The sequence below is a fragment of the Paraburkholderia sp. BR14374 genome (assembly GCF_040948685.1).
GTDB lineage: Bacteria > Pseudomonadota > Gammaproteobacteria > Burkholderiales > Burkholderiaceae > Paraburkholderia > Paraburkholderia youngii.
This window is the reverse complement of record NZ_JBFPKF010000007.1, coordinates 239,238-262,115: the sequence shown is the minus strand read 5'-3', so window position 1 is coordinate 262,115 and position 22,878 is coordinate 239,238. Positions and strand designations below refer to the sequence as shown.

General features: G+C 63.3%; 21 protein-coding genes. 15 read left to right on the top strand and 6 right to left on the bottom strand.

From position 1 onward, the window contains the following. Window positions 1-26: 26 nt before the first annotated feature. Window positions 27-920, bottom strand: coding sequence for an EamA family transporter RarD (gene rarD, locus AB3X86_RS19035; protein ID WP_368597189.1), 894 nt, complete (start codon window positions 918-920; stop codon window positions 27-29). A 266-nt stretch (window positions 921-1,186) separates the two neighbouring features. Between rarD and AB3X86_RS19030 the strand changes: the two genes are divergently transcribed. The 5 genes from AB3X86_RS19030 to AB3X86_RS19010 all read left to right on the top strand — a co-directional run bounded on the left by AB3X86_RS19030 (window position 1,187) and on the right by AB3X86_RS19010 (window position 4,543). Further along, window positions 1,187-1,405: a hypothetical protein gene (locus AB3X86_RS19030; RefSeq protein ID WP_368597188.1), complete on the top strand. Its 219-nt coding sequence runs from the start codon at window positions 1,187-1,189 to the stop codon at window positions 1,403-1,405. 105 nt (window positions 1,406-1,510) lie between these two features. Beyond that, entirely contained in the window at window positions 1,511-1,819 is a 309-nt protein-coding gene (locus tag AB3X86_RS19025) for a hypothetical protein (protein WP_176111222.1), read from the top strand. A gap of 62 nt (window positions 1,820-1,881) precedes the next feature. Further along, a complete protein-coding gene (locus tag AB3X86_RS19020; protein WP_368597187.1) occupies window positions 1,882-3,327 on the top strand; it encodes a DEAD/DEAH box helicase in 1,446 nt (481 codons plus the stop codon). A 73-nt stretch (window positions 3,328-3,400) separates the two neighbouring features. Beyond that, window positions 3,401-4,198: an alpha/beta hydrolase gene (locus AB3X86_RS19015; protein ID WP_368597297.1), complete on the top strand. Its 798-nt coding sequence runs from the start codon at window positions 3,401-3,403 to the stop codon at window positions 4,196-4,198. A gap of 3 nt (window positions 4,199-4,201) precedes the next feature. Continuing rightward, window positions 4,202-4,543, top strand: coding sequence for a hypothetical protein (locus AB3X86_RS19010; protein WP_368597186.1), 342 nt, complete (start codon window positions 4,202-4,204; stop codon window positions 4,541-4,543). 74 nt (window positions 4,544-4,617) lie between these two features. Here the strand turns inward: AB3X86_RS19010 and AB3X86_RS19005 are convergent, their stop codons facing one another. Continuing rightward, window positions 4,618-5,364, bottom strand: a complete 747-nt coding sequence (locus tag AB3X86_RS19005) for an SDR family NAD(P)-dependent oxidoreductase (protein WP_368597185.1) — start codon at window positions 5,362-5,364, stop codon at window positions 4,618-4,620. An 87-nt stretch (window positions 5,365-5,451) separates the two neighbouring features. Next, window positions 5,452-6,228, bottom strand: coding sequence for an aspartate/glutamate racemase family protein (locus AB3X86_RS19000; protein WP_368597184.1), 777 nt, complete (start codon window positions 6,226-6,228; stop codon window positions 5,452-5,454). Window positions 6,229-6,504: 276 nt separating this feature from the next. On the opposite strand from AB3X86_RS19000, the gene AB3X86_RS18995 reads away from it, so the two are divergent. From AB3X86_RS18995 to AB3X86_RS18970, 6 genes are all read left to right on the top strand, one after another. Beyond that, a complete protein-coding gene (locus AB3X86_RS18995; RefSeq protein WP_368597183.1) occupies window positions 6,505-7,752 on the top strand; it encodes a branched-chain amino acid ABC transporter substrate-binding protein in 1,248 nt (415 codons plus the stop codon). Window positions 7,753-7,777: 25 nt separating this feature from the next. Then, window positions 7,778-8,677, top strand: coding sequence for a branched-chain amino acid ABC transporter permease (locus tag AB3X86_RS18990; RefSeq protein WP_368597182.1), 900 nt, complete (start codon window positions 7,778-7,780; stop codon window positions 8,675-8,677). Window positions 8,678-8,680: 3 nt separating this feature from the next. Then, window positions 8,681-10,489, top strand: coding sequence for an ATP-binding cassette domain-containing protein (locus tag AB3X86_RS18985; protein ID WP_368597181.1), 1,809 nt, complete (start codon window positions 8,681-8,683; stop codon window positions 10,487-10,489). After that, complete coding sequence (locus AB3X86_RS18980; protein WP_368597180.1) at window positions 10,477-11,208, top strand: ABC transporter ATP-binding protein; 732 nt, start codon at window positions 10,477-10,479, stop codon at window positions 11,206-11,208. The genes AB3X86_RS18985 and AB3X86_RS18980 overlap by 13 nt, the downstream gene beginning before the upstream one ends. 68 nt (window positions 11,209-11,276) lie before the next feature. Then, entirely contained in the window at window positions 11,277-12,122 is an 846-nt protein-coding gene (locus AB3X86_RS18975; protein WP_368597296.1) for an urea carboxylase-associated family protein, read from the top strand. A 33-nt stretch (window positions 12,123-12,155) separates the two neighbouring features. Next, a complete protein-coding gene (locus AB3X86_RS18970) occupies window positions 12,156-13,400 on the top strand; it encodes a D-amino acid dehydrogenase (RefSeq protein ID WP_368597179.1) in 1,245 nt (414 codons plus the stop codon). Window positions 13,401-13,424: 24 nt separating this feature from the next. Here the strand turns inward: AB3X86_RS18970 and AB3X86_RS18965 are convergent, their stop codons facing one another. Next, window positions 13,425-13,916, bottom strand: coding sequence for an aminoacyl-tRNA deacylase (locus AB3X86_RS18965; RefSeq protein WP_176121979.1), 492 nt, complete (start codon window positions 13,914-13,916; stop codon window positions 13,425-13,427). A 206-nt stretch (window positions 13,917-14,122) separates the two neighbouring features. On the opposite strand from AB3X86_RS18965, the gene AB3X86_RS18960 reads away from it, so the two are divergent. Next, complete coding sequence (locus AB3X86_RS18960; RefSeq protein WP_018436237.1) at window positions 14,123-14,371, top strand: hypothetical protein; 249 nt, start codon at window positions 14,123-14,125, stop codon at window positions 14,369-14,371. Window positions 14,372-14,437: 66 nt separating this feature from the next. Here AB3X86_RS18960 and AB3X86_RS18955 read toward each other — a convergent pair whose 3' ends face one another. Further along, window positions 14,438-16,180 (bottom strand): tetratricopeptide repeat protein, encoded by a 1,743-nt coding sequence (locus AB3X86_RS18955; protein ID WP_368597178.1) that lies wholly within the window; start codon window positions 16,178-16,180, stop codon window positions 14,438-14,440. 121 nt (window positions 16,181-16,301) lie between these two features. On the opposite strand from AB3X86_RS18955, the gene AB3X86_RS18950 reads away from it, so the two are divergent. After that, a complete protein-coding gene (locus AB3X86_RS18950) occupies window positions 16,302-18,173 on the top strand; it encodes a beta-galactosidase (RefSeq protein ID WP_368597177.1) in 1,872 nt (623 codons plus the stop codon). 19 nt (window positions 18,174-18,192) lie between these two features. Here the strand turns inward: AB3X86_RS18950 and AB3X86_RS18945 are convergent, their stop codons facing one another. Then, complete coding sequence (locus tag AB3X86_RS18945; protein WP_368597176.1) at window positions 18,193-20,121, bottom strand: enterotoxin; 1,929 nt, start codon at window positions 20,119-20,121, stop codon at window positions 18,193-18,195. Window positions 20,122-20,963: 842 nt separating this feature from the next. On the opposite strand from AB3X86_RS18945, the gene AB3X86_RS18940 reads away from it, so the two are divergent. Both AB3X86_RS18940 and AB3X86_RS18935 read left to right on the top strand, forming a co-directional pair. After that, window positions 20,964-21,737 carry an alpha/beta hydrolase gene (locus AB3X86_RS18940; RefSeq protein ID WP_368597175.1) on the top strand — a complete coding sequence of 258 codons (774 nt, stop codon included), beginning with the start codon at window positions 20,964-20,966 and terminating at the stop codon, window positions 21,735-21,737. Between the two features lie 156 nt (window positions 21,738-21,893). Further along, window positions 21,894-22,799, top strand: a complete 906-nt coding sequence (locus AB3X86_RS18935; protein ID WP_368597174.1) for a LysR family transcriptional regulator — start codon at window positions 21,894-21,896, stop codon at window positions 22,797-22,799. Window positions 22,800-22,878: the final 79 nt, after the last annotated feature.

The window sequence follows — 22,878 nt, the reverse complement described above, 5'->3', positions numbered from 1 at the left end:
GCCGCTATCCGCCTGCCCTCACCTCTTCAAGCCGCCCTGCGCGCCTCGCGCGCAGCGGCCAGCGTGCCACGCAACCCTTCGAACGAGTAGAGCGCGAGTGCTGCCCAGATTGCGCCGTAGCCGATCGCGCGCACGGACCCGAACGGCTCGCCGTAGATCAGCACGCCAGTGAGGAGCTGAAGCGTGGGCGTCACGTACTGGATCAGGCCGAGCATCGAGAGCGGGATGCGTCGCGCCGCAGCCGCGAAGAGCAGCAGCGGCACGGCCGTGATAGGTCCGGCGGCGGCCAGCAGCAGTTGCAGCCCGTGCGACGCATGCGTGAAATGGCTCGCGCCGGCCATGCCGATCACCATCAGATAGACGATCGCCACGGGAAAGAGCAGCACCGTTTCGAGTGCGAGGCCTTCGAGCGCGCCGAGCTTTGCGGTCTTGCGCAACAGGCCATAGCCGCCGAACGTCAGCGCGAGCGCGAGGCTGATCCACGGCGGCGCGCCGTTCTGCCAGGTGAGCCAGGCCACGCCGAGCGCCGCAAGCGCCACCGCGCACCATTGGAGCGAGCGCATCCGCTCATGCAGGAAAACGAAGCCGAACAACACGTTGATCAGCGGATTGATGAAGTAGCCGAGGCTCGCCTCGACGATATGGCCCGCGTTGACGGCCCAGATATAGATGCCCCAGTTGGCCGAAAGCAGCGCGGCACTCGCGGAGAAGCGGCCGATCAGGCGCCTGTCGCGCAGCGCGGGCCGCAGCCACGCCCAGTGGTGTCGCGCGACGAGCACCGCAAGGATGAACACGAGCGACCACGCCATCCGGTGGGCGAGCATCTCCAGCGCGGGAATCTGGTGGAGCGTCTTGAAGTAGACAGGAAAGAGCCCCCAGATGACGAAGGCGGAAAAGGCGTAGACGATGCCGGGATTCATGGTTGATTGTAGTTGGCCGGTGCGCGTGGTCGGTGCGAGGGCGCGCCGGCGGCAAAGGTTTTCGCGCAGATTTTACCCGTGCGGTGCAGCCTCCGCTAAGCGCATCGTCGTCAAAAAGAGCCTGCTCTCGCCGTTCAGCGAGCTTCGCTTTTGCTGCCTACGATGTACATGTCGTCTTCGCAGAATGATGGAGCGACCTTGGCGGCGACAACGCGGTCCAGCTCGCCCTACGCGACGACGATCAGGGCAATCGTTTGGAGACAGCCATGCACTTCGACTACCGGCAGTTCCACATCGACGCGTCACCTCTCGATGAAGGCGGCCGCTATTACGCTCGCGCAAAGATCTACCGGCGCGCGTCGGCGAGTGGCGAGGCCGTCGAGGTAAAGTATTCGGGCGACCTCGGCGATTACCCCTCCGACGTGGATGCGATGGAGGCGGCGCAGCGTTGGGCGATTCAGTGGTGCGACGAGCACTCCGCTTAGGCTTCATTCACTATCCAGGTCTACGCTGATCCGGTTCCGCTGATCCCCGGCAAAATAAGCGGCGCATAATGCATACATCCCTTTGTCAGGACGATGGAGGTGAATGTGACAACCTTTGCTATCGACGCCGTTCGCATCAACCCGGCGAACGACAGGTTCACCCACGTGCGTTGGGCTCCCGTCGATCCGTCGACGCGTGAATGGCTGTCCCCCCCTGCGATCGTGGAGGTGGTCGAAGTCGTCGCCGCGATCCGCCGGGGAGATGTCGTTTGGTCCCTTTTTACACTTGGAGGCACACGGTATCTCGGGCCAAAAATCGTATGTGTCTCTCACACCGACGGACCCGCCGGGATCGACACGGATGTCCCGGGCGATCATGTCGAAAAATGCATCGACGATTTGCCGCACCTTTGACGGCATACCTTTGAGGCCGTCGGGCAGCCGCTAGAATTGCGGTTTTAGCCCGGAATACGTCAATGTCCTTTGCCTCGCTTGGCCTGATCGATCCCTTGCTGCTTAACGTGCAGGGCCTCAATTACCAGACTCCTACGCCGGTGCAGGCCAAGGCGATTCCTGCCGTGCTCGGTGGCAAGGACGTGATGGCTGGGGCACAGACCGGCACGGGCAAAACCGCGGGCTTTGCGCTGCCGCTATTGCAACGGCTGGTGCAATGCGGCCCGGCGGTGTCCAGCAATCGCGCCCGTGTTCTGGTGCTGGTGCCCACGCGTGAACTGGCTGAACAGGTGCTGCAAAGCTTCATCGCTTACGGCAAGGGCCTCGACTTACGATTTCTGGCCGCCTACGGCGGTGTGAGCATCAACCCGCAGATGATGAAATTGCGCAAAGGCGTGGATGTGCTCGTTGCCACGCCGGGCCGTCTGCTAGATCTCAATCGCCAGAACGCAGTGCAGTTCGATGAGGTACAAACGCTGGTGCTGGATGAAGCAGATCGCATGCTGGATCTGGGCTTTGCGCGCGAACTCAACGCCGTGTTTGCCGCCTTGCCCGCTCAGCGCCAGACCCTGCTGTTCTCCGCCACGTTTACCGATGATATCCGCGCGATGGCGGCGAAAATTCTGCGCGCCCCGGTCAATATCAGCGTCAGCCCGCCCAATGCCACCGCCAGCAGGATCAAGCAGTGGGTGGTGCCGGTGGATAAAAAGAACAAGCCCGACCTCTTCATGCACCTCGTGGCTGAGAACCGTTGGCAGCACGCGCTGGTGTTCGTCAAAACCCGCAATGGCGTCGATTACCTGGCGGCGATGCTGGATGAAGCGGGCTATGCGGTCGACACCATCCACGGCGACAAACCGCAGCCCGCGCGCCTGCGTGCGCTGGAGCGCTTCAAGGCGGGCGAAGTACAAATGCTGGTCGCCACCGATGTGGCCGCTCGGGGGCTGGATATCGACGACCTGCCGCTGGTGATCAACGTTGATCTGCCGATCGTGGCGCAAGACTACGTGCACCGTATTGGCCGGACTGGCCGCGCGGGCGCCAGCGGCGTGGCGGTGTCTCTCGTGTGTGCCGATGAAGCGCCGCAACTGGCCGCGATTGAAGCGCTGATCCGGCAAACGCTGCCCCGTAAAGAAGAGCCGGGTTTCGAAGCCGAACACCGCGTGCCGCAAACCAGCGCGACGGGCCAAATCATCAAGAAGCCCAAAAAGCCCAAGACGCCCAAGGTGCCGCAAGCCGCACCGGGCGCCATGCAGCCGCTCGGCAAAAAACCGCGCCGGCAAAGTGGCGAAAACCAACGCAAGCCTGCGGCGCAGCGCGCTGCGGCCGTGGGCAAAGGCGCACGCTCGTCCAGCGGTAATTCATCGAGCGTGCAAAAGCCACGCAGCCAACCCACCAGCAAGCCCGCTGCGGGTTCACGCAAGCCGGCTGGCAAGCCCGCTGGTGGCCGGGGCAAACGCCAACCCTGATCCGTTGCCGGGGCGACTGCGCGCTAAACTGGGTGCGTGCTATCGAAAAGTTCGGTGGGTCGAGCGCAAGACGATGAAATTCACCCGAATGATGATCGGCCTCGCCGTCACGTACCTGATCGTGTTAGCCGGAGTCGCCATCTTGCAGGATCGTTTGCTCTACTTCCCCCAGAAGGCCACAATCGAGGAGCTCACCTCCGGCGGACTGCGCGCCTGGCCGACACCCGAGGCGTACCGGGGCCTCGTGGCGGAGCCGGACGGTTCCGCGCGCGCCACGGTCATCGTCTTTCATGGCAATGCCGGGCATGCCGGCCACCGCTCGTTCTATGCCGCAGCGCTCACCCGGCTCGGGCTGCGCGTGATTCTCGCCGAATATCCAGGCTACGGGCCGCGCACCGGTGCGTTAGGCGAAGCGAGTCTGGTCGACGATGCGCAACAAACCATCGCGCTCGCATATCGCCTGTATGGAGCGCCGCTCGTGCTGATCGGCGAATCGCTTGGGGCCGGCGTGGCGGCTGCGGCCGGCTCGCGCGAACGCGACAGGATCGCGGGCATGATGCTGATCACGCCATGGGATCGGCTCGAGCACGTCGCCGCTCATCACTTTCCGTGGCTGCCCGTGAGGTGGCTGCTGCGCGACCGATACGACAGCGTGACCCACCTGGCGTCGTTCGACGGCCCGATTCTCGTCATGGTTGCCGAACGCGACAGCATCGTCCCGGCGCGCTTCGGCGAGGCGCTTTATAACTCGCTGTCCGCACCGAGAAAACTGATGACGGTGAAGGCGGCTGACCATAACGACTGGATTGGCCACGTCGACCAAACCTGGTGGCGGGAGGCGACGGACTTCCTGCTCACGCCTTCGCATTGAAATATGAAGACGCCACCGGTCCCGTCCAGCTCGGCACGCATCTATGTTCTCGATGCGAAGAACCGGCCCGTCGAGGTGTTCGACCACGACGCGTGGTCGCGCTGGATGACGGAAAACGAACTGATCTTCCGCCGCACACTGCTGGACGACTACGGTGTGACGGTCACGACCCGCTTCCGTGGTGTGACCAATCCGAGAACCGCGGAGGTTTTGCTGTTCGTAACGCGCGTCGCCGGAATGCAGACGCAAGACAACAGGAGCTACGGAGCACGTACTCTCGCTGAGGCGCTGGAGCAGCATGAGCGCATCGTGCAGAAAATCCTCCGGAAAATGACGGGGCGGTGAACATCAGAGCACCGTCAGATGAAGCGTCAGTCGAATCGCATCGGCGAAACGTTCGCGCTGATGCCGCCCGAGGCTCATATGAAGCTCACGCCGCCATTGACGGGGATCGTCTGGCCGGTAACGAAGCCGTTGCCGACGATCATTAGTACGACCTGGGCGACCTCGTCGACTTCACCGAGGCGTCCAACGGGAAGCCGTTCCGCGACGTTGGCGGCCTTCAGCGGCGCGGCCATTTCCGTGTCGATCGGTCCCGGGGCCACGGCGTTCACGGTGATGCCTTCGCGGGCCAGCCGCGCCGCATAACCGCGTGTCAACCCTTCGAGGCCGGCTTTCGAGGCGTTGTAGTGCACGCCCACCAGCCCAGCGCCGCGGGCAGCGGCCGACGACAGGTTGACGATGCGACCCCAGCGCTGTGCGCGCATTCCGGGCAGCACCGCCTGCGTGCACAGAAACGCCGATTTCAGATTGACCGCAAGCGTTCGATCGAATTCGGCTTCCGTGAGCCTATCGATATCGACGATCGTTCCGGTGCCCGCGTTGTTGACGAGAACACCGACGACGCCAAGGCGGTTTTCCACCTCATCGATCATTGCCTTGACCTCGGACGCGACCGATACGTCGGCTTGCACCGCGATTGCACGGCCTCCCGCACTTTCGATTTGCCCGACGATCTGAGCAGCATCGTTCCCGCGTTGCCGATAGTTGACCGCCACCGCTGCGCCAGCCGATGCAAGCGAGAGGGCAACGGCGCGGCCGATTCCTCGCGATCCGCCGGTCACGAGGGCGACACGATCGTGCAAATCGGGCGAATGAGCGGGCATGGAAATCCTCCTGTCCTGTGGAACTATCAAAAGGGGCTGTGCTCGCGCAACGCAGCGTGCCGCTGCGTTGCGGTTCAAGTTACAACGTCACAGCGCAAACAGCCGCCCAAGATGAGGCTTGGAGTCCCCTACGCCGGCGAGCCGCAATGCGTGCCACGCCATCGCGTAGTTGCTCGAGATCACCGGCTTGCCGATCGCGGCTTCCAGCTCCGGAATCAACCCGGCAATGCGCAAGCTCGTGCACGATACGAAAATCGCGTCCACGTCACGATTGCGCGCAAGTCGCTCGACGCCAGTTCGCAACGACAGTGCATCGATCCGCGCCACTTCGTTATCGTTCGCATGCTCGAACGACGCCATGCGCGAAATGCGGTGACCACGCGACTCGATATAGTCGCGCATGTATTCGTTGATCGAACGCACATAGGGCGTGAGCAAGGCCGTACGCTGGACGCCTAGCGCACGAAGCGCCGCCAGCGCCGCGGTGATCGGCGTGGTGCACGCGGCGTCCGCACGCGCTTCGCGAATCCGCGCGAACACCTTTTCTTCCCCGATCACCATCGACGCGGACGTGCAGCCGAACGCCACCACGTCGATACGCTCGGCCGGACGGATCAGCGCGACCGCCGGTGCGATACGGTCCTCCATTTCCGCTAGCCGTTCAGGCGTGATGTCCGCCGAGTTGTACACACGGCTTTCGTAGAACGCCACGCCCTCCTGCGTCATCAAGCCCCGCCACTCATGCTCAATCGTATGATCGGTCGCGAGCACCACGAGCCCAATCGCGGCGCGCCGGCAGATGCCGTCGTCCAGCGTGAAATCGAGCCTCGTGTATGCGTCGTCATGCTGTGCAATCGCACTCATTTCGGAGTCGTCCTGTCTTGTCGCGTTCGGCTTCGCGAGTCTCTGCCGTCACTGCCTCTTAAAGGTAGAGGATCGAAGGCGCCTTTGTGTAACGGTTTATACGCAAATACCCTATACCGTCTCAACGCACCCCGGCTCCTATCATAAAAGCAGCGCTTTTTGAGTCCGCGCTCCGGTGAAAGCCAGCCGTCACGCTGTTGACCTGGTGGGTATGAATCACTGAATCACTCGCAATCACTCCATTTCCGTCCGCTTTCCGATGTCACCGGTATGCCCGTGTGGCGGATCGTCCGATCCCTCTCACAAAAAGGAGTCGCTAACATGTTTGCTCAGACGATTGGCTGGTCCGGTGCAGAGCGCGGCGCGCGGCGAACGACTGTCGCGGGCATCGCGGCCGCCGTGGCCCTGCTTGCGGGCATGGTTCCCGGTTCGGCGCTGAGCCAGGGCGCCACCATCAAGATCGGCGTGCCGGTTCCGCTGTCGGGTAGCAGTGCCAATGCCGGCACGGATATCGTCAATGGCGCGAAGCTCGCCGCCGCCAAGATCAACGCGGCCGGCGGCGTGCTCGGCAAGCAGATCGAGCTGGTGCCCGAGGACGACGCCTGTGATGCGCAGACCGCGGTGCAGGCGGCGCAGAAACTCGTCGATGCGGGCGTTGTCGCGGTAGCGGGCGGCTATTGCTCCAGCGCGGCGCTGCCGGAATCGACCACCTTTCATCGCGCCGGGATTCCCTACGTGCTGGATGCGTCGACCAATCCGCAGCTGACCGAGATGGGGTACGACAACGTGTTCCGCACGATCGGCCGTGACGACCAGCAGGGCCCGTTTGCGGCAAGCTTCATGAAAGACGTGCTGCACGCGAAGCACGTGGCGGTGATCGACGACAACACGACCTATTCCAAAGGCCTCGCCCAGAACACCGTGCAAGCCCTGAAGAAGGACGGCGTCGATGTGGTGTACGCCAATTCGATCACGCCCGGTCAGATGGACTACTCACCGACGCTCACACGGGTCTCCTCGCTCAAGCCTGACGTGATCTACTACACGGGCTATTTCTCCGAAGCCGGCTTGATCGTCAAGGAGGCGCGGCAACTGGGTCTGAAAATGACCTTCATGGGCGGCGACGCCACCAATGACCCGACCCTGATGAAGACGGCCGGTCCCGCCGCCGACGGCATGATCATCACGACCGCCCCGCTCGCGCAGTTCCTGAGCGGCGCGCACGCCTACGTCGATGACTATACGAAGGCTTACGGTCAAGGGCCGGGACCGTACTCGGTCTATGAATACGATGCGGTCGGGGTCACGGCGAAAGCCATCGCGGACGCGAAGTCGGCACAGCCTGCCGCGATCACCGCTGCTCTGCACAAGATCCAGAACTACCCGGGCGCGACCGGAACGATTGACTTCAATCCGAAGGGAGACCGCAGCAAAGCCGTGTACATCACCATCGTCGTGCACGACGACAAGTTCGAGCCCTACCAGAGGCAGGATGCGAGCGGACATTGGGTGGCGATGAAGTAGGCGCGCTTGCGCAGCCCACGCCGTCATGAGCGACTTCTTCCAGTTCGTGATCGAAGGGCTGACGACCGGCTCGTTCTACGCGCTCGTCGCCCTCGGCTACACGATGGTCTACGGAATCATCCGGCTGATCAACTTCGCTCATGGCGACCTGTTCATGGTCGGCGCGTTCATCGGTTGGACCGGCCTGATGGTGCTGGCGTCCGCGCATCTGCCGCTCGCCCTCGCACTGCTGATCGCTCTGGCGGCCGCCATGACGGTCACGGGCGCGCTCGGCCTGCTGATCGAGCGGCTCGCGTATCAGCCGTTGCTGCGTGCGCCGCGGCTGTCGATTCTGATCACCGCGCTGGGCGTCTCGCTGGCGCTGCAAAATGGGGTGCTGCTGATCTACGGTGCGGGCTTTCGCACCTATCCGCATGTGCTCACCCAGGCGGGGTTCGAGCTCCACGGCGTGCAGATCACCTTCGCGCAGATCGGCATCATCGTCGCGAGCCTCGCCCTGATGCTGGCACTGTATTTCTTCGTTCATCACACGTCCCTAGGGACCGCGATGCGCGCGCTGGCCATCGATCAGGACGCCGCGCGTCTGATGGGCATCGACGTCGAACGCCTGATCCAGCTCACCTTTCTGCTGGGGTCGGTGCTGGCCGCCGTGGCGGGCGTGATGGAAGGGCTTTACTACACGCAGATCAATTTCTTCATGGGTTTCGTGCTGGGCCTGCGCGCGTTCACTGCCGCCGTCCTCGGCGGCATCGGCAACATCCCGGGCGCGATGGCGGGCGGCATCCTGATCGGCCTGCTCGAAGCGTTCGGCGCGGGCTATGTCTCTTCGCAATGGACCGACGTGTTCGTCTTCGGCGTGCTGATCGCCGTGCTCGTGATCAAGCCGACCGGGCTGTTCGGCGAACGCGTCGTCGAGAGAATGTAGCCCATGAGCGCCCGTCAGGCTTCCGCGCGCTGGGCCAGGCCTGTCGGCGCTGCGCTGCTGGCCGCCGCCATCGCGCTGCCCGCTGTCGCCAGCAACTATGTCGTCGATGTCGGCCTGACCATCGTCACCTATTCGATCCTGGGTCTTGGGCTGAACATCGTGGTCGGTTATGCCGGATTGCTCGATCTGGGCTACGCAGCCTTCTTCGCGATCGGCGCGTACACGACGGCGTTGCTGGAAACCCTGCTGCACTTCTCGTTCTGGGAAACGCTGCCGTTCAGTCTTGCGTTCACCGCGGTATCGGGCATCGTGATCGGCTACCCCACCCTGCGCCTGCGCAGCGACTATCTGGCGATCGTCACGCTGGGGTTCGGCGAAATTACGCGTATCGTCGCCACCAATCTCGACATCACGGGTGGCCCGAACGGCATCTTCGGCATCGCGAGCCCGAGCCTGTTCGGCTTCGAGATCAGTTCGCCGCAAGCGCTCTACGAACTGGGCATGGCGTTCCTCGTGGTGGTGCTCGTGTTCGCGATCCGGCTCGGCCGGTCGCGGCTCGGCCGCGCCTGGACCAGCATCCGCGAGGACGAGGCGGCTGCCGAGGCCGTCGGCGTGCCGACGCTGCGCGTCAAGCTGCTCGCCTATGTGATGGGCGCGTTGATCGGCGGACTGGGCGGCAGCCTGTTCGCTGCCCGCTTCGGCACCATCGACCCGACCGGCTTCACGTATCTGCAGTCCGTCACGATCCTGATCGTCGTCGTGCTCGGCGGCCGCGGCAGCATTCCGGGCGTGATCCTCGGCGCCATCATCGTCGCCGGCTTGCCGGAAATACTGCGTTTTCTCAACCTCTGGCGCATCTTCGCTTTCGCGATCGGGCTCGTGGTCCTGATGCTGCTCAGGCCGCAGGGCTTGTGGCCAGCGCCGTTGCGCCGCGTCGCGCCGGCGCGCAAGGGCGCTGACGCCGATCGGGCTCCCGTGCCCAGCCACGCCGTCACCGATGAGACCTTGCTGGAGGTGCGCGACATGCAGCGCCGCTTCGGCGGCGTGCTGGCGGTCGGCGGGGTCAGCTTCACGGTGAAGAGCGGCGAGATCGTGAGCCTGATCGGTCCGAACGGCGCCGGCAAGACGACCGTGTTCAACTGCCTGACTGGCGTGATCCGCCCGACTGGCGGCCAGATCGTCTGGTGCGGAGAACGGCTTGCCGGCGGCGCGCCCCATCGCATCGTCCATCAAGGGATGGCGCGCACCTTCCAGGGCATCCGCCTGTTCGGCCACATGACGGCCTTCGAAAACGTGCTGACCGGCATGGATCATCGGCTTCGGACACCGCTCGCCGCCGAGCTTCTGGCGTTGCCGTCCGCGCGCGCCGAGGCTGCGGATCATTCCACCGAGGGCCTGCGCTGGCTCGCCTTCGTCGGTCTTGCCGGCAGGTCGGGCGAGCGCGCCGCCGATCTGCCCTACGGCGACCAACGCAGGCTTGAGATCGCCCGTGCGCTAGCCAGCAGCCCTCGCCTGCTGCTGCTCGACGAGCCCGCAGCGGGCATGAACCCCACAGAGAAACGTGCGCTGATGGAACTGATCCGGCGAATCCGGGATCATGGCGTGACGGTGCTGTTGATCGAGCACGACATGATGCTGGTGATGGGCGTGTCGGACCGGATCATCGTGATGGATCACGGCGTCATCATCGCCGAGGGCCCGCCCGCCGCGATCCAGGCGGACCCGCGTGTGATCGATGCCTATCTCGGCACAGCCGAAAAGGACGAGGCGAGCGACGATGCCGCCGGGGAGAAATCGCTGTGGGACTCCTAGAAATCCGCGATCTGCGCGTCAGCTATGGGACTGTCGAAGTGCTGCACGGCATCTCGCTGGACGTCGCACAGGGCGAGGTCGTCGCGTTGCTCGGCAGCAACGGCGCGGGAAAAACCACCACACTGCGGGCGATTTCCGGATTGATCCGGCCGCGCGCGGGCAACATTGCGATGGATGGCCAGCGCCTGATGGGATTGCGCGCATACCAGATCGTGGCGCTGGGCTTGGGTCATGTGCCGGAGGGGCGGCGCATTTTCGGGGCGCTGACGGTGGAGGAAAATCTGCATCTCGGCGGCTATCTGATCCGGCGCGACAGTACCGCATTGCAACAGCGAAGGGATCAGCTGTATGCGACTTTCCCCCGGCTCGGCGAGCGCCGCAGCCAGCTGGCAGGCACGCTCAGTGGCGGCGAACAGCAGATGCTGGCGATTGCCCGAGCCCTGATGCTGCGCCCGCGTATCGTGGTGCTGGACGAACCGTCGATGGGACTCGCGCCGAAGCTGGTGCGCGCGATCTTCGGCATGGTCGCCGACATCTGCCGCGAAGGCACGTCGATACTTCTGGTCGAGCAGAACGCCCGCCAGGCGCTGCGAATCGCGCATCGGGCGTACGTGCTGGAAAGTGGGCGCATTGCGCTCGCGGGGTCCGCCCGCGAGCTGGCTCAGGACAGCCGCGTCCGCGCTGCCTATCTGGGGGGCAGTGCCATGTCGGCAGAGTAACCCGCCAACCGAGTCACGCGAGCAAATCCTATTACAGGCTCAGGCCTGAGTTCGAGGGAGAACGCATGATGCTGAATTACCCTGCTGCCTATCAGTCCACCAAAGGCTCGGCGCTCGACGTCGACAAGACCTTCTATCAGCGCATCGCCTCACAGCACGACACCCGCACGCTGGTCGAATCGATCGTCGTGCCGATCCGTTCGGGGCGAGCGTGGACCGTGCCGGCCGGGCACGTGTTTCGGATCGTCACGATCGAAGGCCCGCAGGTTGCCGACCTGAACATATGGAACCGGCACAACCCGCGCGAGCGCATGTGGGCGTCGCGCACGCGCCAGTTGCAGCAGGCGCACGTGAGCACGTTCGACCGTCTGTGGTCGACGCTGCCATTCCTGCGTCCGATGGTGACCATCACCGATGACAGCCTCGCCGGCTACGGCGTCGACGAGCACGGCGGCCGCGTCCACGATCTGCTCGGCACGCGCTGCGATCCGTACGTGAACCGCATGCTGACCGGCGAGGACTTTCATTTCCACTGCCACTCCAACCTGACGCGCGCCATCGCCCCGTATGGCTTGACCGAGTACGACGTCCACGACGTGCTCAACGTGTTCCAGTGCACCGGCCTGAATCTCGACGACAAATACTTCATGAAGGCGTGTCCGGCAAACAAAGGCGATTACCTCGAATTCTTCGCCGAGATCGACTTGCTGTGCGCACTGTCGACCTGTCCGGGCGGCGATCTGTCGGTGCCGATGTGGGGGCCCGACGCGCGCGATCCTCTGGAAGTGTGCCGGCCGCTCGGCATCGAGGTCTGGCAACTCGCGCCGCAGATGCTGGACGGCTGGACGCCGCCGGCTGTGGCTGCCTACAAGGGACAGCACGGAATGGTGCTGAATCAGCCGCAATGGAAGTGAGACTGCCGCAGTCCCCTTGTATCTCAGGACATTATGAAAATTATCGTGCTCGGCGGCGGGGTGGTCGGTGTGACGACCGCGTACCAGTTGCAGAAAGATGGCCATGAGGTCGTGATCGTCGAGCGGCAGCCTTTGGTCGCCGCGGAAACCAGTTGGGGTAACGCGGGCATGATCGCGCCCGGGCATTCCTTTGTCTGGTCCTCGCCCAGAGCGCCAATGATTCTGCTCAAATCGCTGGTGCTGAAAGATCAGGCGTTGCGCTTCAAGTTCTCGGCGGACCCGAGGCTTTACAGCTGGTCGTGGCGTTTCCTGATGGAATGCACATCGGAGAAGGCACGCCGCAATACTCTGCTCAAGCATCGGCTTGCCGCCTATTCTCAGCGAGTACTACAGGATGTAGTCGCTGAGGAGGCCATCGAATACGATCGAAACGAGCGCGGAATTCTCTATCTCCATCGGACTCAGGAGGCGCAGGACCGCGGAATCGAACATATGAAACTGCTGGAATCCGACGGACAAGTCATCAGGGTCCTCAGCCCCGATGATGTGATCGCGCTCGACCCGTCGCTGGCTTCGGCAAAAGACCGGATAGCGGGCGCCATTCACTGCCCGACCGACGAGACCGGGGACCCGGCGAAGTTCACCCGCGCCCTTGCGGAAAAGGTCGTCGCGCGTGGCGGTACGCTTCTGACGGATGCGACGATCGACGGCTTCGAAACCGCCGGGCAGGACATAGCAGGCACGAGAACGAGCCGAGGCCTTGTCAAAGGCGACGCGTATGTGCTCGCCCTCGGCCCCTATAGTCCGGTTCTCGCCCGACAGATCGGCATTGACCTTGCGATCTATCCGATCAAGGGATACTCGCTGACGATTCCGATCGATGGGCGGCCCATGCCACCCGCCGTTGCAGCGGTGGACGAGCACAACCTGGTCGCAATCTCGCGCTTCGGCGATCGGCTCCGGGTCACGGCAACGGCGGAGTTTGCTGGCTACGACACGAGCCACAAGCCTTCTGATTTTGCCTTCATGAAGAGCGTGACGCAGGAACTCTACCCGGCCGGCGCCAACTACGATCGCGCCGAAATGTGGGCCGGCCTCAGGCCGATGACGCCAACGAACCTGCCGTTTTTTGGGCGCAAGAAGTACCGCAATCTTTATCTAAACACCGGCCACGGTCATATCGGCTGGACGATGTCCCACGGATCGGCTCGAATCACGGCCGACCTGATCGCGGGACGAACCCCGGCGATTCCGATGGTAGGGCTGCTTTGCGACTGAGGGCGGCACCACTCGGGCCCCGCCTCAGGCCCGGCCGCCCAACCCTCGCATCCGCCGTGCGAAATGCGCGCGCTCCGCATCGTCCATCAGCGCGAGGAACTGATCCGCTTCCATATGAACCAGTTCTTCGTGATCGCCCGCCTCGAAGTAGACGTCGGGCTGGCCTGCCAGACTCGACTCCAGGTAGGTTTTCATGCCATACGCCATACAAATCGGCGGTACCGCTCCGGCATCGCAGTCCTTGAACAATTCGCGCAGTTCGACTTCCGTGGCGAGAGCAAGCCGGCGCCCGGTCTTGCTCCAGAACTCGGAGAGCTGCACGGCGTAAGTCGATGGCAGCACGGCGGCCACATAGCCGTGTTCGTCTTCGAGCAGCACGGTCTTGGCAAGGCGGTCACCCGGAATGTGCGCCGCGGCAGCCGTTTCGACACTCGAGTGGCTGTACGGATGACGCACGACTTCGTAGCGGGAACCCTTGCTGCGCAGGCACTCCTGCAAGGTTGGCGACATCGCCATGGCACACCTCCTGTCGAATATCGGAAAAGGAATGAACACTTGCGATCTTTTCAGAATAGTTCACGCACCGGCAATCCGCACGCCAGGTGGCGCAAACGCCTAGAATGAAAGCACGGTTTGTACCTTATAAGGGGCCGGCTACGTCTCGATCGATCACGGGTTTTTCGGCGAGACTCAGCCGAGACTCAGCCCAAAGGAGGCGCCCAATGTCAGTGATCGCACCCGACGAAAGGGCTGATTTTCTCGCCGTCCTGCGTCGGCACCATCTCGCCGAGTCCGACTTTGTCCTTCAGGAGACCGGAGCGACCGATATCGTCGACGAGGTCTACCCGCTGAGGGGCAGTGTCACCGTCGTTCGCACGTCATCACTGCGGGAACGGGAGTACCAGACCGGACACGGCACCGCGTGGACAGTCGAATTTGAGAAAGACGTGATTCGGGGCGTATTTGGATGAGCGCCGACAACCGACGATTTCCCCACTGGTGCGTCTCGGTTGCGGCCCGGCGGCTTGCCTCGGGAGCTATTGCGCCCGCGCTGAATCGATGAGCTCGTCGGCCTCGCGTTCCAATGCGTCGCCTTCCGCCGAACGTTGCGTGTGGCTGAGCAGCGTGCCTAGATTGCGCAACGTGCGTGCTTGATCCTGCCGCCAGGTCAACGGATCGTCGTGGGCGAGTTTGCGGTACAGATCCAGCGCTCGGCGCCATGCGTCTTCCGCTTCGCGCGGCCTGCCGGTGCGGCTGTAGAGTACGCCCAGATTGTTCAGTATCCGTGCCTCGTCAGGCTGGTACGCGACCGGCGTATCGCGCGACAGCGCGTGGACGATCTGCAGCGCGTCCTGGTAGGTCTGCAGCGCCTTGGCCGGCTGCCGTTCGAGGCGGTACAGCACGCCCAGATTGCCCAGCGTATGCGCCACGTCTGGCTCGTAGATCGCGGGATTTTCGCGGGCGAGCTGTTGACGGATCCTCAGAGCTTGCCGGTAAGCGTGCTCCGCTTCCGGCAGCCGCCCGCTTGCGCTATAGAAGTTCCCGAGGTTATTCAGCGTGCGCGCAAGCGCCGGACGCCAGGCGGCGGGATTGTCATGTTCGAGTGCGCGCTGGATGCCGAGCGCTTCGAGATAGGCCAGTTCCGCGTCATGGGTGCGCTGGGTCGCACTGTAGAGGATGCCGAGGTCGTTGAGCGTCATCGCGACCGCGGGCCGGTACTTTGCCGGGTCCTGTCGGGCCAGCGCTCGGTCGAGAGCCAGCGCTTCGCGCCACGCGTCTGCCGCATCCTGCAAACGCTGCGTGTCGCGGTACAACGTTGCGAGGCTATCGAAGGTGTTAGCCACTGCGGGACCGTAGACCGAAGGGTCCGCGCGCGCGAGCGCCCAGTAGATTTCGAGCGCGTGCAGCCATGCGGCTTCGGCTTCCTTCTGCTGCTGCCGCATCACATACAGACTGCCAAGCTTGCCGAGCGTCCGCGCGATGGACGGCTGCCATGCGGCGGGACGCTGTTGCGCCAGCGTCCGATACTGGACCAGCAGCGCCCGATACACCGGCTCGGCACGCTCGGGCTCGTGCTGCACGAGCAGCGTGTCGGCGAATGCGGTGGCGATGTCCTTATCGTCGGGTTGCAGCGCATGGGCATGCTCCAGGTACGGCAGTGCGTTCCATGGCATGAAGCGAAGCAGTTCGACGCTCGCCGCTTCGTAGTTGCGCGCGGCGCTTAGCTGGGCGGTACCGGGTGCCTCGGCCATGAGCCGCATCAGCAACGCAGAGGCGCGATCCAGATCGAGACGCCTCACGGCGGCGGCGGCCTGCAGTTCGGCCGGGGCCGTGCTGTGCGTGATCGACAACCTGCGCAGCAGCTCTTCATAGCGCGCGTGCCATTCCGAAGCCTCGGCTCCGAGGTCAATATCGGAGCGCGTCCTGATCTGCGATGCGAGGCTTTCGAGGATCGGTTCGAAGTTGGTTAGCGCGGCTTCGTTGGTGGCTTCGTCGTGATCTGTCTGCGAGAAGATCCCGTGCAGCATCGTGTTGGCCGCTGTCGCCAGCGCGGCACGTTGCTCGGCGGAGAGCCCGTCGTGCTTCACCGCGCGGTTCAGCCGTTCGGTGACGCGTGGGAGCGCGGGCGCGGAGACAGCACAGCGGGTCCGCACTTCGAGTCCATCCTTGACGGCGACCTCGGAGAACGACGGCACGCACGCACCGGACGCCCCCGCAGCGGCGCATGCGGTGGACAGCGCGGCCATCGCGATGCCGGACAAAATCTTGCCCGTACTCATTTCCAGTCAGGCCTACAGAATTACCGCTACAGCGTTGCGCGGCGCATCGCTTCGCCCGGAATGCCGCAATGTCGTCGCGTGTATTCATTCTATCGAATACAGTTAGCCTACATTCGCCAACTTGACGACGCCCATCGTGAACCTCGAACGCGGCCACACCTTCTCCTTTAGCCCCGACGGCGAACACTTCCTGCTCGACGGCCTGCCGTTCCAGATTCGCAGCGGCGAGATGCATCCAGTCCGCATCCCGCGCGAATACTGGCAACACCGGATCCGCATGGCAAGGGCGATGGGGATGAACTGCGTCGCGTTGTACATCATGTGGAATTACCATGAGACGCACAGAGGCGTGTTCGACTTTCACAGCGGTAATCGCGATATCGAGGCCTTCATTCGCCTATGTCGATCCGAGCAGACGTGGGTGCTGTTGCGCCCCGGGCCTTACGTTTGCGCAGAGTGGGATCTGGGCGGTCTGCCTGCCTGGCTGTTGCGCGAGCCGGACATCCAGTTGCGAACCGACTCGGCCACCGATCCTCGCTACATGGCGGCGGTGGCTCGCTATATCGACGAACTGGTCCCGCGCATCAAGCCATTGATGAGCGAGCACGGCGGTCCGATCCTGATGATCCAGATCGAAAACGAATTCGGTTCGTATGCGAGCAATCCGGCTTACCTCGAAGAGCTCAGGCAGCTTTGGCTCAAAGGAGGCATAAGCGGGCCGTTCTACACCGAAGACGGTCTCGCGCAACTCGAACGCAATCACACCACGGTGACGGGCGGCGCGATCGCGCTGAGCAACGGCAACGCAGCGCAAATCGCAACGGTGCGCCGCAATTTCCCCTCGGTGCCCGCGATGGCTGGCGAGGTGTATCCGGGGTGGCTCACGCATTGGGGCGAAGCGGGTTTCGCGGGCGTGGAGTACGACCTCTCCAGCAGCTTGGCCACGTTCATGCAGGCGCGACTGTCGTTCAACCTGTATGTGATTCACGGCGGCACGAGCTTCAGCTTTTTTGCCGGCGCGAACGTGGACGATTCGGGCAACTATCAGCCCGACATCACGAGCTACGACTACTCCGCGCCGATCAACGAACAAGGCATGGCGACGCCGAAGTACCTCAAGTATCGAGACCTGATCGCCAGCTATCTGCCCGAACCGTTGCCAGCCATACCGGATGCCATCGCCACGCTTGACTGCGCAGGCGTTGGGGCCTTGATGCCAACGCTCTACGCGTCGATCTGGGACAATCTGCCAGCGGCACTGCCGCACGAGCAAGGCGTCGAACCGCAGTCGTTCGAACACTACGGTCAGGCGTTCGGCTTCGTGCTGTATCGCAAGTTTTTACCGGGGCACGCGCGCGGTGTGCTGGATATCAGCGGCGTTCACGACTATGCGACCGTTTTCCTTGGTGAACAGTACGCGGGCGGCGTATCGAGAGCGCAACTGCCGCGCAGGTACGCGCGGTCGCTCCACATAATGCATCGCGCGCCGCTTGCCCTGCCTTCGGCGCGGCAGAATCAAGGGTCGAGCACGGACAGTCTCGTACCGCTGGAGATATTCGTCGAGGCCATGGGACGCGTGAACTTCGGACCCGCGCTCGCCGACCGCAAAGGTCTGCTCGAACCGGTCACGATGCAACACGTAGACGGCTCAGTCTCGTTGCTCGAGCAATGGGACGTCCACCTGTTGCCGATGGATGACACATTCATCGCCAACCTCAACGAAGGCTGCACGAATCCGAGCAAACCCGGTCTCTTTTTCAAGGCGAGTGTGCTGCTGACCGAAGTCGGCGACACCTGGCTCGACATGAGCAACTGGACCAAGGGTATCGTCTGGGTCAATGGTCACAACCTGGGACGCTACTGGAACATCGGCCCGCAAAAGCGCCTATTTTGCCCCGCGCCGTGGCTCGTGCAAGGTAACAACGAGGTACTGGTCTTCGACCTCCATCAGATCGACGCGAGGCCGATTCCACTGGCCGATCGCCTGTACTAGCGCGCACGCCTTCTCCCCTTCACCGTTTCGCGGCGGCGACCGGCAGCAGTTCGAGCGTGAGCACTTCGCACGGCGCGAGTTGCACTGCATGCGGTACATCAGCGTCGAGTTGAGCGGGAATGCCGGAAGCCCTTGCACGCCCAACGCCGCGCGCTTCGAATCGTCCCGCCGCCCCATCCGGCAACTCCAGTTGGCGCCGCAGGTCGAGTATGAAGCGTTGTGTGCGACTGTGAGGATTGCGCAGCGTCACGATCGACTTGCGCGGCGCCCACGCTGCCCAACCGTAAGCCGCCTGTTCGTCCGGCGCGCCGCCGATCCAATGGCTGTCGCGCAGGATGTCGCCGTTTTCGCGCGCCCATCTCGCGGCGCGCGCAAGCTCATCCCAGTCGTGCTCGTGCAGCAGCGCCGGCGTGATGTATAGCTCCTGCAATTGCGTGCCGGTCCCGAAGTACGACCACACTTCGTTGGAGAATGCGTCTCCCGTCGACGTATTGAGGCGTGGATTGCACTGCGCATAGAGAATGCCGTGCAGCATCAGCGAACTGAGCGGAAAGAGCGGACTGCGCTCCACGATGTTGAAATACGTCTGCGTGTCGCGGTAGGTGATCCAGCGCTCGCGGTTCGTGCCGCTTCCCGCCAGGCCATCGTCGCTGCCGCCGCGCCAGATGGAGTCGACATGGCGCAGCCAGAACGGCGACGGATGCGTACCTGTCGTGAGATTGATGAAGGTTTCGGGCTTGGCCGCGCGAATGTCCTCGATCAGTCGAATCGCCGCGTCCCAATCGCTGTCGAACAGGCTGCCAGGAAACACCCTGTCGGCATTGCCCGTGCCGTCGAACTTGAATTGATTGACGCCGCCCTCGTCGAGCATGTCCATCACGACCTCATGAAAGCGCCGGTAATACGTCGGACCCGACAACGCGAGACCGTTGTCGATGACCTCATAACCAGCGGCACGTCCTCGCGCTACGCGTTCCTGTTTCGGCGTACCGTAGCCGCCCCACGGCGAAAGCCATATGCCGGGAGCGGCGCCAAATCGCGCGGCAGCGTCGCGCAGCGGAACGAAGCCATCTGGAAATGCGTTGCTGAATTGCCAGCCGCCGCCAAGGTCGTCCCAGCCATCGTCGAACAGAAACGAATCGATTTGCACCCCGCGCACTGCATGCAACTCGTGGCCGATCGTTTCGATGCGTTCGAGCGCCTGTTCCTGCGTATATGGCGTCAGGTAGCCGATGTCGCCCCAGCTGTTGTAGTGCAGAAACGACCGATATGGGCGGGCGCGTTCCCGCTCCAGATAGATGCCGAAGTCGCGCCGAATCTGGCCGTCACTGGCTACACCTGCCACAGCCGAGTAGACCAGCGTTCTGTTTTTCTGTAGAGGCAACGCGCGATGCAGCGTAAAGCCAAGGGTCTCGCCCTCTACTTGACTTGTCGCCAGCGGATGCTCGAAGCCCAGATAAAAGTTGCCCGCAACGACCGGCGTGCCCTTGCGCTCAGGACTGGCCTTGGCGCCAGCAGCGTGCGTCTGCAGCAATGACACGGCGGTGATCGCTTCGTCCCGAAGAAGCGCCGTGATCGCAAGTTGGACGCGCAGATATCGTGACCCGTCGCGTTGCTCGACGCTCCATTGCACCTTTAGGCGTCCATGAGTATCGACCAGGGCGATGCTCGCGCGCCGCCCTGCGATTCGTTCGCCCAGGCGGGACGCACGCGGGTTGGGTTCGACCGCCGCGTCGCTCACTGGCGCAACGACCTTCATCTCGGCCAGGCCCGTGGTGGTTCCGTCAGCGAGCGTAAGCGTGAACGGCGCGATGAGGAGCAGCGTGCGTTTGCGCTCGCAATCGATCAGCGAGAAACCGGCGAGACGTTCGTTCTCGTGCGTCCAGCGCAATGCAATCGCGTCGTTGCCGAATGAGGAGAGATGGCCCGTCGTCTGGAGCACGGGCATGCCGGTTTGCGTAGGCAAAGCATGGTTGGCGCGCATGGAGCACCTGTCTCGGGCCAGAGCAGCAGCAAATAGCGTAACGGCGATGGGCCGAGGTGTTCAAGGCACGGCGCACGCGGGTGAAATTTTCTCATGGGGCGACAGACAGCTCACGCGCGAAGTGGGCGTGGACGCATAGCCGCACGGCAACGCGTACGAACACCCGTCGGTGGAGCTTGCTTTCGATCTGCGCAAACGCTGTCTCAATCGTCTGTCGAGCGTGTGCGGAAACCGCGGCATGCGACGACACCTCTGCGACGAAGCGCGCGGGTCGCCAATAATGAATCGTCCGGGGTGATGTCTCGTTGACGTCACCACGAGCCTTCCTACCTTTCGCTGCTCTTGCCGCCGACGCCGACCTTGCCGCGCCCGACCTTGCGATGCGGCGCACTGGGGCGCAGCCTTTTCCTTGAACTGGCTGTCAACGTGACGTGCTCCGAAGGGTAGCGGGTCGTTCTGTCCAGTGCGGCTTGATAGGCGCGATGGCCTGGATCGTTGCGCCTGGTAGCTGACATGACTGGCACCTCCTCGGACAATTCTAGGCCAAAACAGCCCGGCGGTTATGGCGCCTTCCTGAGTACGGTGCGCGTCATTCATGACAACCCGGACCGCCGCACCAGGAAAGCCGGAAAAAGCTGTCGCCGCAGTCCGTCAGCCAGCGCCGTTGCACCCTCAGCGGCGATCCAGTCCCGGCGTCACAACGTTCGTTTTTCCGCAACCATGCTTTCGCCCGGCCCCGCTTCTTCCAGACGGCGAGGTCGGCGACCCGTGTCACGGTCGCACTGCCGATCCGCGGTTATTCGTTTATGGACTACCTCGCTCGCGCTGGCTTCGATGTTTACGCTGTGGATGCGCGCGGCTATGGCGAGTCGACACGACCACCGCAAATGCGTGTCGCCGCTGCGCAGAGCGAGCCGCTGGGGCGTACCGAATCCGGCTTGCGCGACTTCACGAGCGCCGTGAACTTCGTGCTGCGCATTTCAGGCATCGCGCGTATCAATGTGATCGGGATGTCCTGGGGCGGCAGCGTGAGTGGCGCGTTCACCGCCCGCAACGGTCACAAGGTTCGCAGGCTCGGGCTCGTCGCGCCACAGTGGGTCAGCGACAAGCCCATCCCACTTGACCCAGGTGGCCCGCTGGGTGGTTACCGGGTGGTGCGCGCGGCCGATGCGCGCGAGCGCTGGGTCAATGCCGCCCCCGAGTGGAAGCGCAGCACACTGATACCGGATGGTGGCTTCGAAGCATGGCTCGACAATACGGTTCGCACGGAGCCCGACGAGGCGTTGCGCGAGAAACAGTCGATCCGTGTCGCGAACGGGCGGATTCAGGACATTCGCGAGTACTGGGGAGCCGGTAAGGCGTTTTATGACCCGGGCCACATCGAAGTGCCGGTCCTGCTGATTCATGGAGAATGGGATGTCGACGTGCCGCTCGCGCTTGCGCAGGATTACTTCGCGCATCTGAGCGGGTCGCCGGACAAGCGTTGGCTCGAACTGGGCGAAGCAACCCACATGCTCCTGCTCGAGAAGAACCGGGGGCACGCATATCAGGCATTGGTCAGCTTCCTGAGCGAGGCTTGATGGCGGCGCAAGCGTACCGGCGACCGACGCTTACGACACGCTTTCGGCGCCTGCGTCGTGCGAGAATGCCGCAGCACATCGCATGCATCCTCGCACGACGCAAATATACATATCGACCCGCTACCCGCATGCATCCCAATCTGACAGGACTAATGCATGGATAAGCTGGCCGCGATGCAGACCTTCGTTCGTGTCGTCGATTCAGGCACCTTTACGCGTGCTGCAGACCTCATGAATGTGCCCAAATCGTCCGTCACCCGCCTCATACAGGAACTCGAAAAAGAACTGGGGGTGCGGCTGCTGCACCGTACAAGTCGTCAACTCACGCTGACGCAGGAAGGCCAGATCTATTACGAGGGCTCGATTCGCGTGCTTGACGAGGTTGGCTCGCTGGATGGCAGCGTCCTGAGCGCAACCCGTTCGCCGAAGGGAAAAATCAGGGTGGAACTGCCCGGCTCGTTGGCGTATCAATTGGTCGTCCCGGCCATGCCGGACTTCTTTGCGCGCTATCCCGATGTCCAGGTCGAGCTGAGCGTCGGTAACCGGTCGGTTGATCTCATCGCCGAGAACCTTGACTGTGTTCTGCGTCTCGGGCCATTACTCAGCGACTCGCTGATCGCGCGCTCGGCCGGTACGCTGCCGCTCGTGACGTGCGCGTCGCCCGCCTACATTCAGCGCCACGGCCTGCCGCGCGAGCCCGCGGACCTCATGCAAGGCCATACGATCGTCCGCATGAATTCGCCGCGCTCGGGGCGAGACTTCGTCTTCCAGCTCCATCGGGACGAACAGCTCTTCGAAATCCACGGCAGTCATCGGTTAAGTGTCAACGACTCGAGCGCCGCGCTAGCGGCTGGACTTGCAGGACTCGGCATACTCACCACCTATGCGTTCCTCGTCACCCCGCATCTTCGCTCTGGCGCACTCGTGCGACTCTTTCCCGATTGGCGCGGCGATGACGTCGCTGTGCACGTTGCCTATCCGGCCTACCGGCATCTCGCCTCCAAGGTGCGGGTATTCGTCGAAAGGGCGATAGAACTTCTCAGGGCAAGCGTACCCGCGTAACTCTTCGCGTCGTCACAGAGACAATCGCCCGTCAGCCCACTCCCCAAATAAACGATGCCCACGCCCGCAACCGCCTGCA

What these genes read in the sequence shown, in the direction of transcription:
- rarD (WP_368597189.1), bottom strand. Translation starts at nt 920, where the DNA reads ATGAATCCCGGCATCGTCTACGCCTTTTCCGCCTTCGTCATCTGGGGG.
- AB3X86_RS19030 (WP_368597188.1), top strand. Translation starts at nt 1,187, where the DNA reads ATGCACTTCGACTACCGGCAGTTCCACATCGACGCGTCACCTCTCGAT.
- AB3X86_RS19020 (WP_368597187.1), top strand. Translation starts at nt 1,882, where the DNA reads ATGTCCTTTGCCTCGCTTGGCCTGATCGATCCCTTGCTGCTTAACGTG.
- AB3X86_RS19015 (WP_368597297.1), top strand. Translation starts at nt 3,401, where the DNA reads ATGAAATTCACCCGAATGATGATCGGCCTCGCCGTCACGTACCTGATC.
- AB3X86_RS19010 (WP_368597186.1), top strand. Translation starts at nt 4,202, where the DNA reads ATGAAGACGCCACCGGTCCCGTCCAGCTCGGCACGCATCTATGTTCTC.
- AB3X86_RS19005 (WP_368597185.1), bottom strand. Translation starts at nt 5,364, where the DNA reads ATGCCCGCTCATTCGCCCGATTTGCACGATCGTGTCGCCCTCGTGACC.
- AB3X86_RS19000 (WP_368597184.1), bottom strand. Translation starts at nt 6,228, where the DNA reads ATGAGTGCGATTGCACAGCATGACGACGCATACACGAGGCTCGATTTC.
- AB3X86_RS18990 (WP_368597182.1), top strand. Translation starts at nt 7,778, where the DNA reads ATGAGCGACTTCTTCCAGTTCGTGATCGAAGGGCTGACGACCGGCTCG.
- AB3X86_RS18985 (WP_368597181.1), top strand. Translation starts at nt 8,681, where the DNA reads ATGAGCGCCCGTCAGGCTTCCGCGCGCTGGGCCAGGCCTGTCGGCGCT.
- AB3X86_RS18975 (WP_368597296.1), top strand. Translation starts at nt 11,277, where the DNA reads ATGCTGAATTACCCTGCTGCCTATCAGTCCACCAAAGGCTCGGCGCTC.
- AB3X86_RS18970 (WP_368597179.1), top strand. Translation starts at nt 12,156, where the DNA reads ATGAAAATTATCGTGCTCGGCGGCGGGGTGGTCGGTGTGACGACCGCG.
- AB3X86_RS18965 (WP_176121979.1), bottom strand. Translation starts at nt 13,916, where the DNA reads ATGGCGATGTCGCCAACCTTGCAGGAGTGCCTGCGCAGCAAGGGTTCC.
- AB3X86_RS18960 (WP_018436237.1), top strand. Translation starts at nt 14,123, where the DNA reads ATGTCAGTGATCGCACCCGACGAAAGGGCTGATTTTCTCGCCGTCCTG.
- AB3X86_RS18955 (WP_368597178.1), bottom strand. Translation starts at nt 16,180, where the DNA reads ATGAGTACGGGCAAGATTTTGTCCGGCATCGCGATGGCCGCGCTGTCC.
- AB3X86_RS18945 (WP_368597176.1), bottom strand. Translation starts at nt 20,121, where the DNA reads ATGCCCGTGCTCCAGACGACGGGCCATCTCTCCTCATTCGGCAACGAC.
- AB3X86_RS18940 (WP_368597175.1), top strand. Translation starts at nt 20,964, where the DNA reads ATGGACTACCTCGCTCGCGCTGGCTTCGATGTTTACGCTGTGGATGCG.
- AB3X86_RS18935 (WP_368597174.1), top strand. Translation starts at nt 21,894, where the DNA reads ATGGATAAGCTGGCCGCGATGCAGACCTTCGTTCGTGTCGTCGATTCA.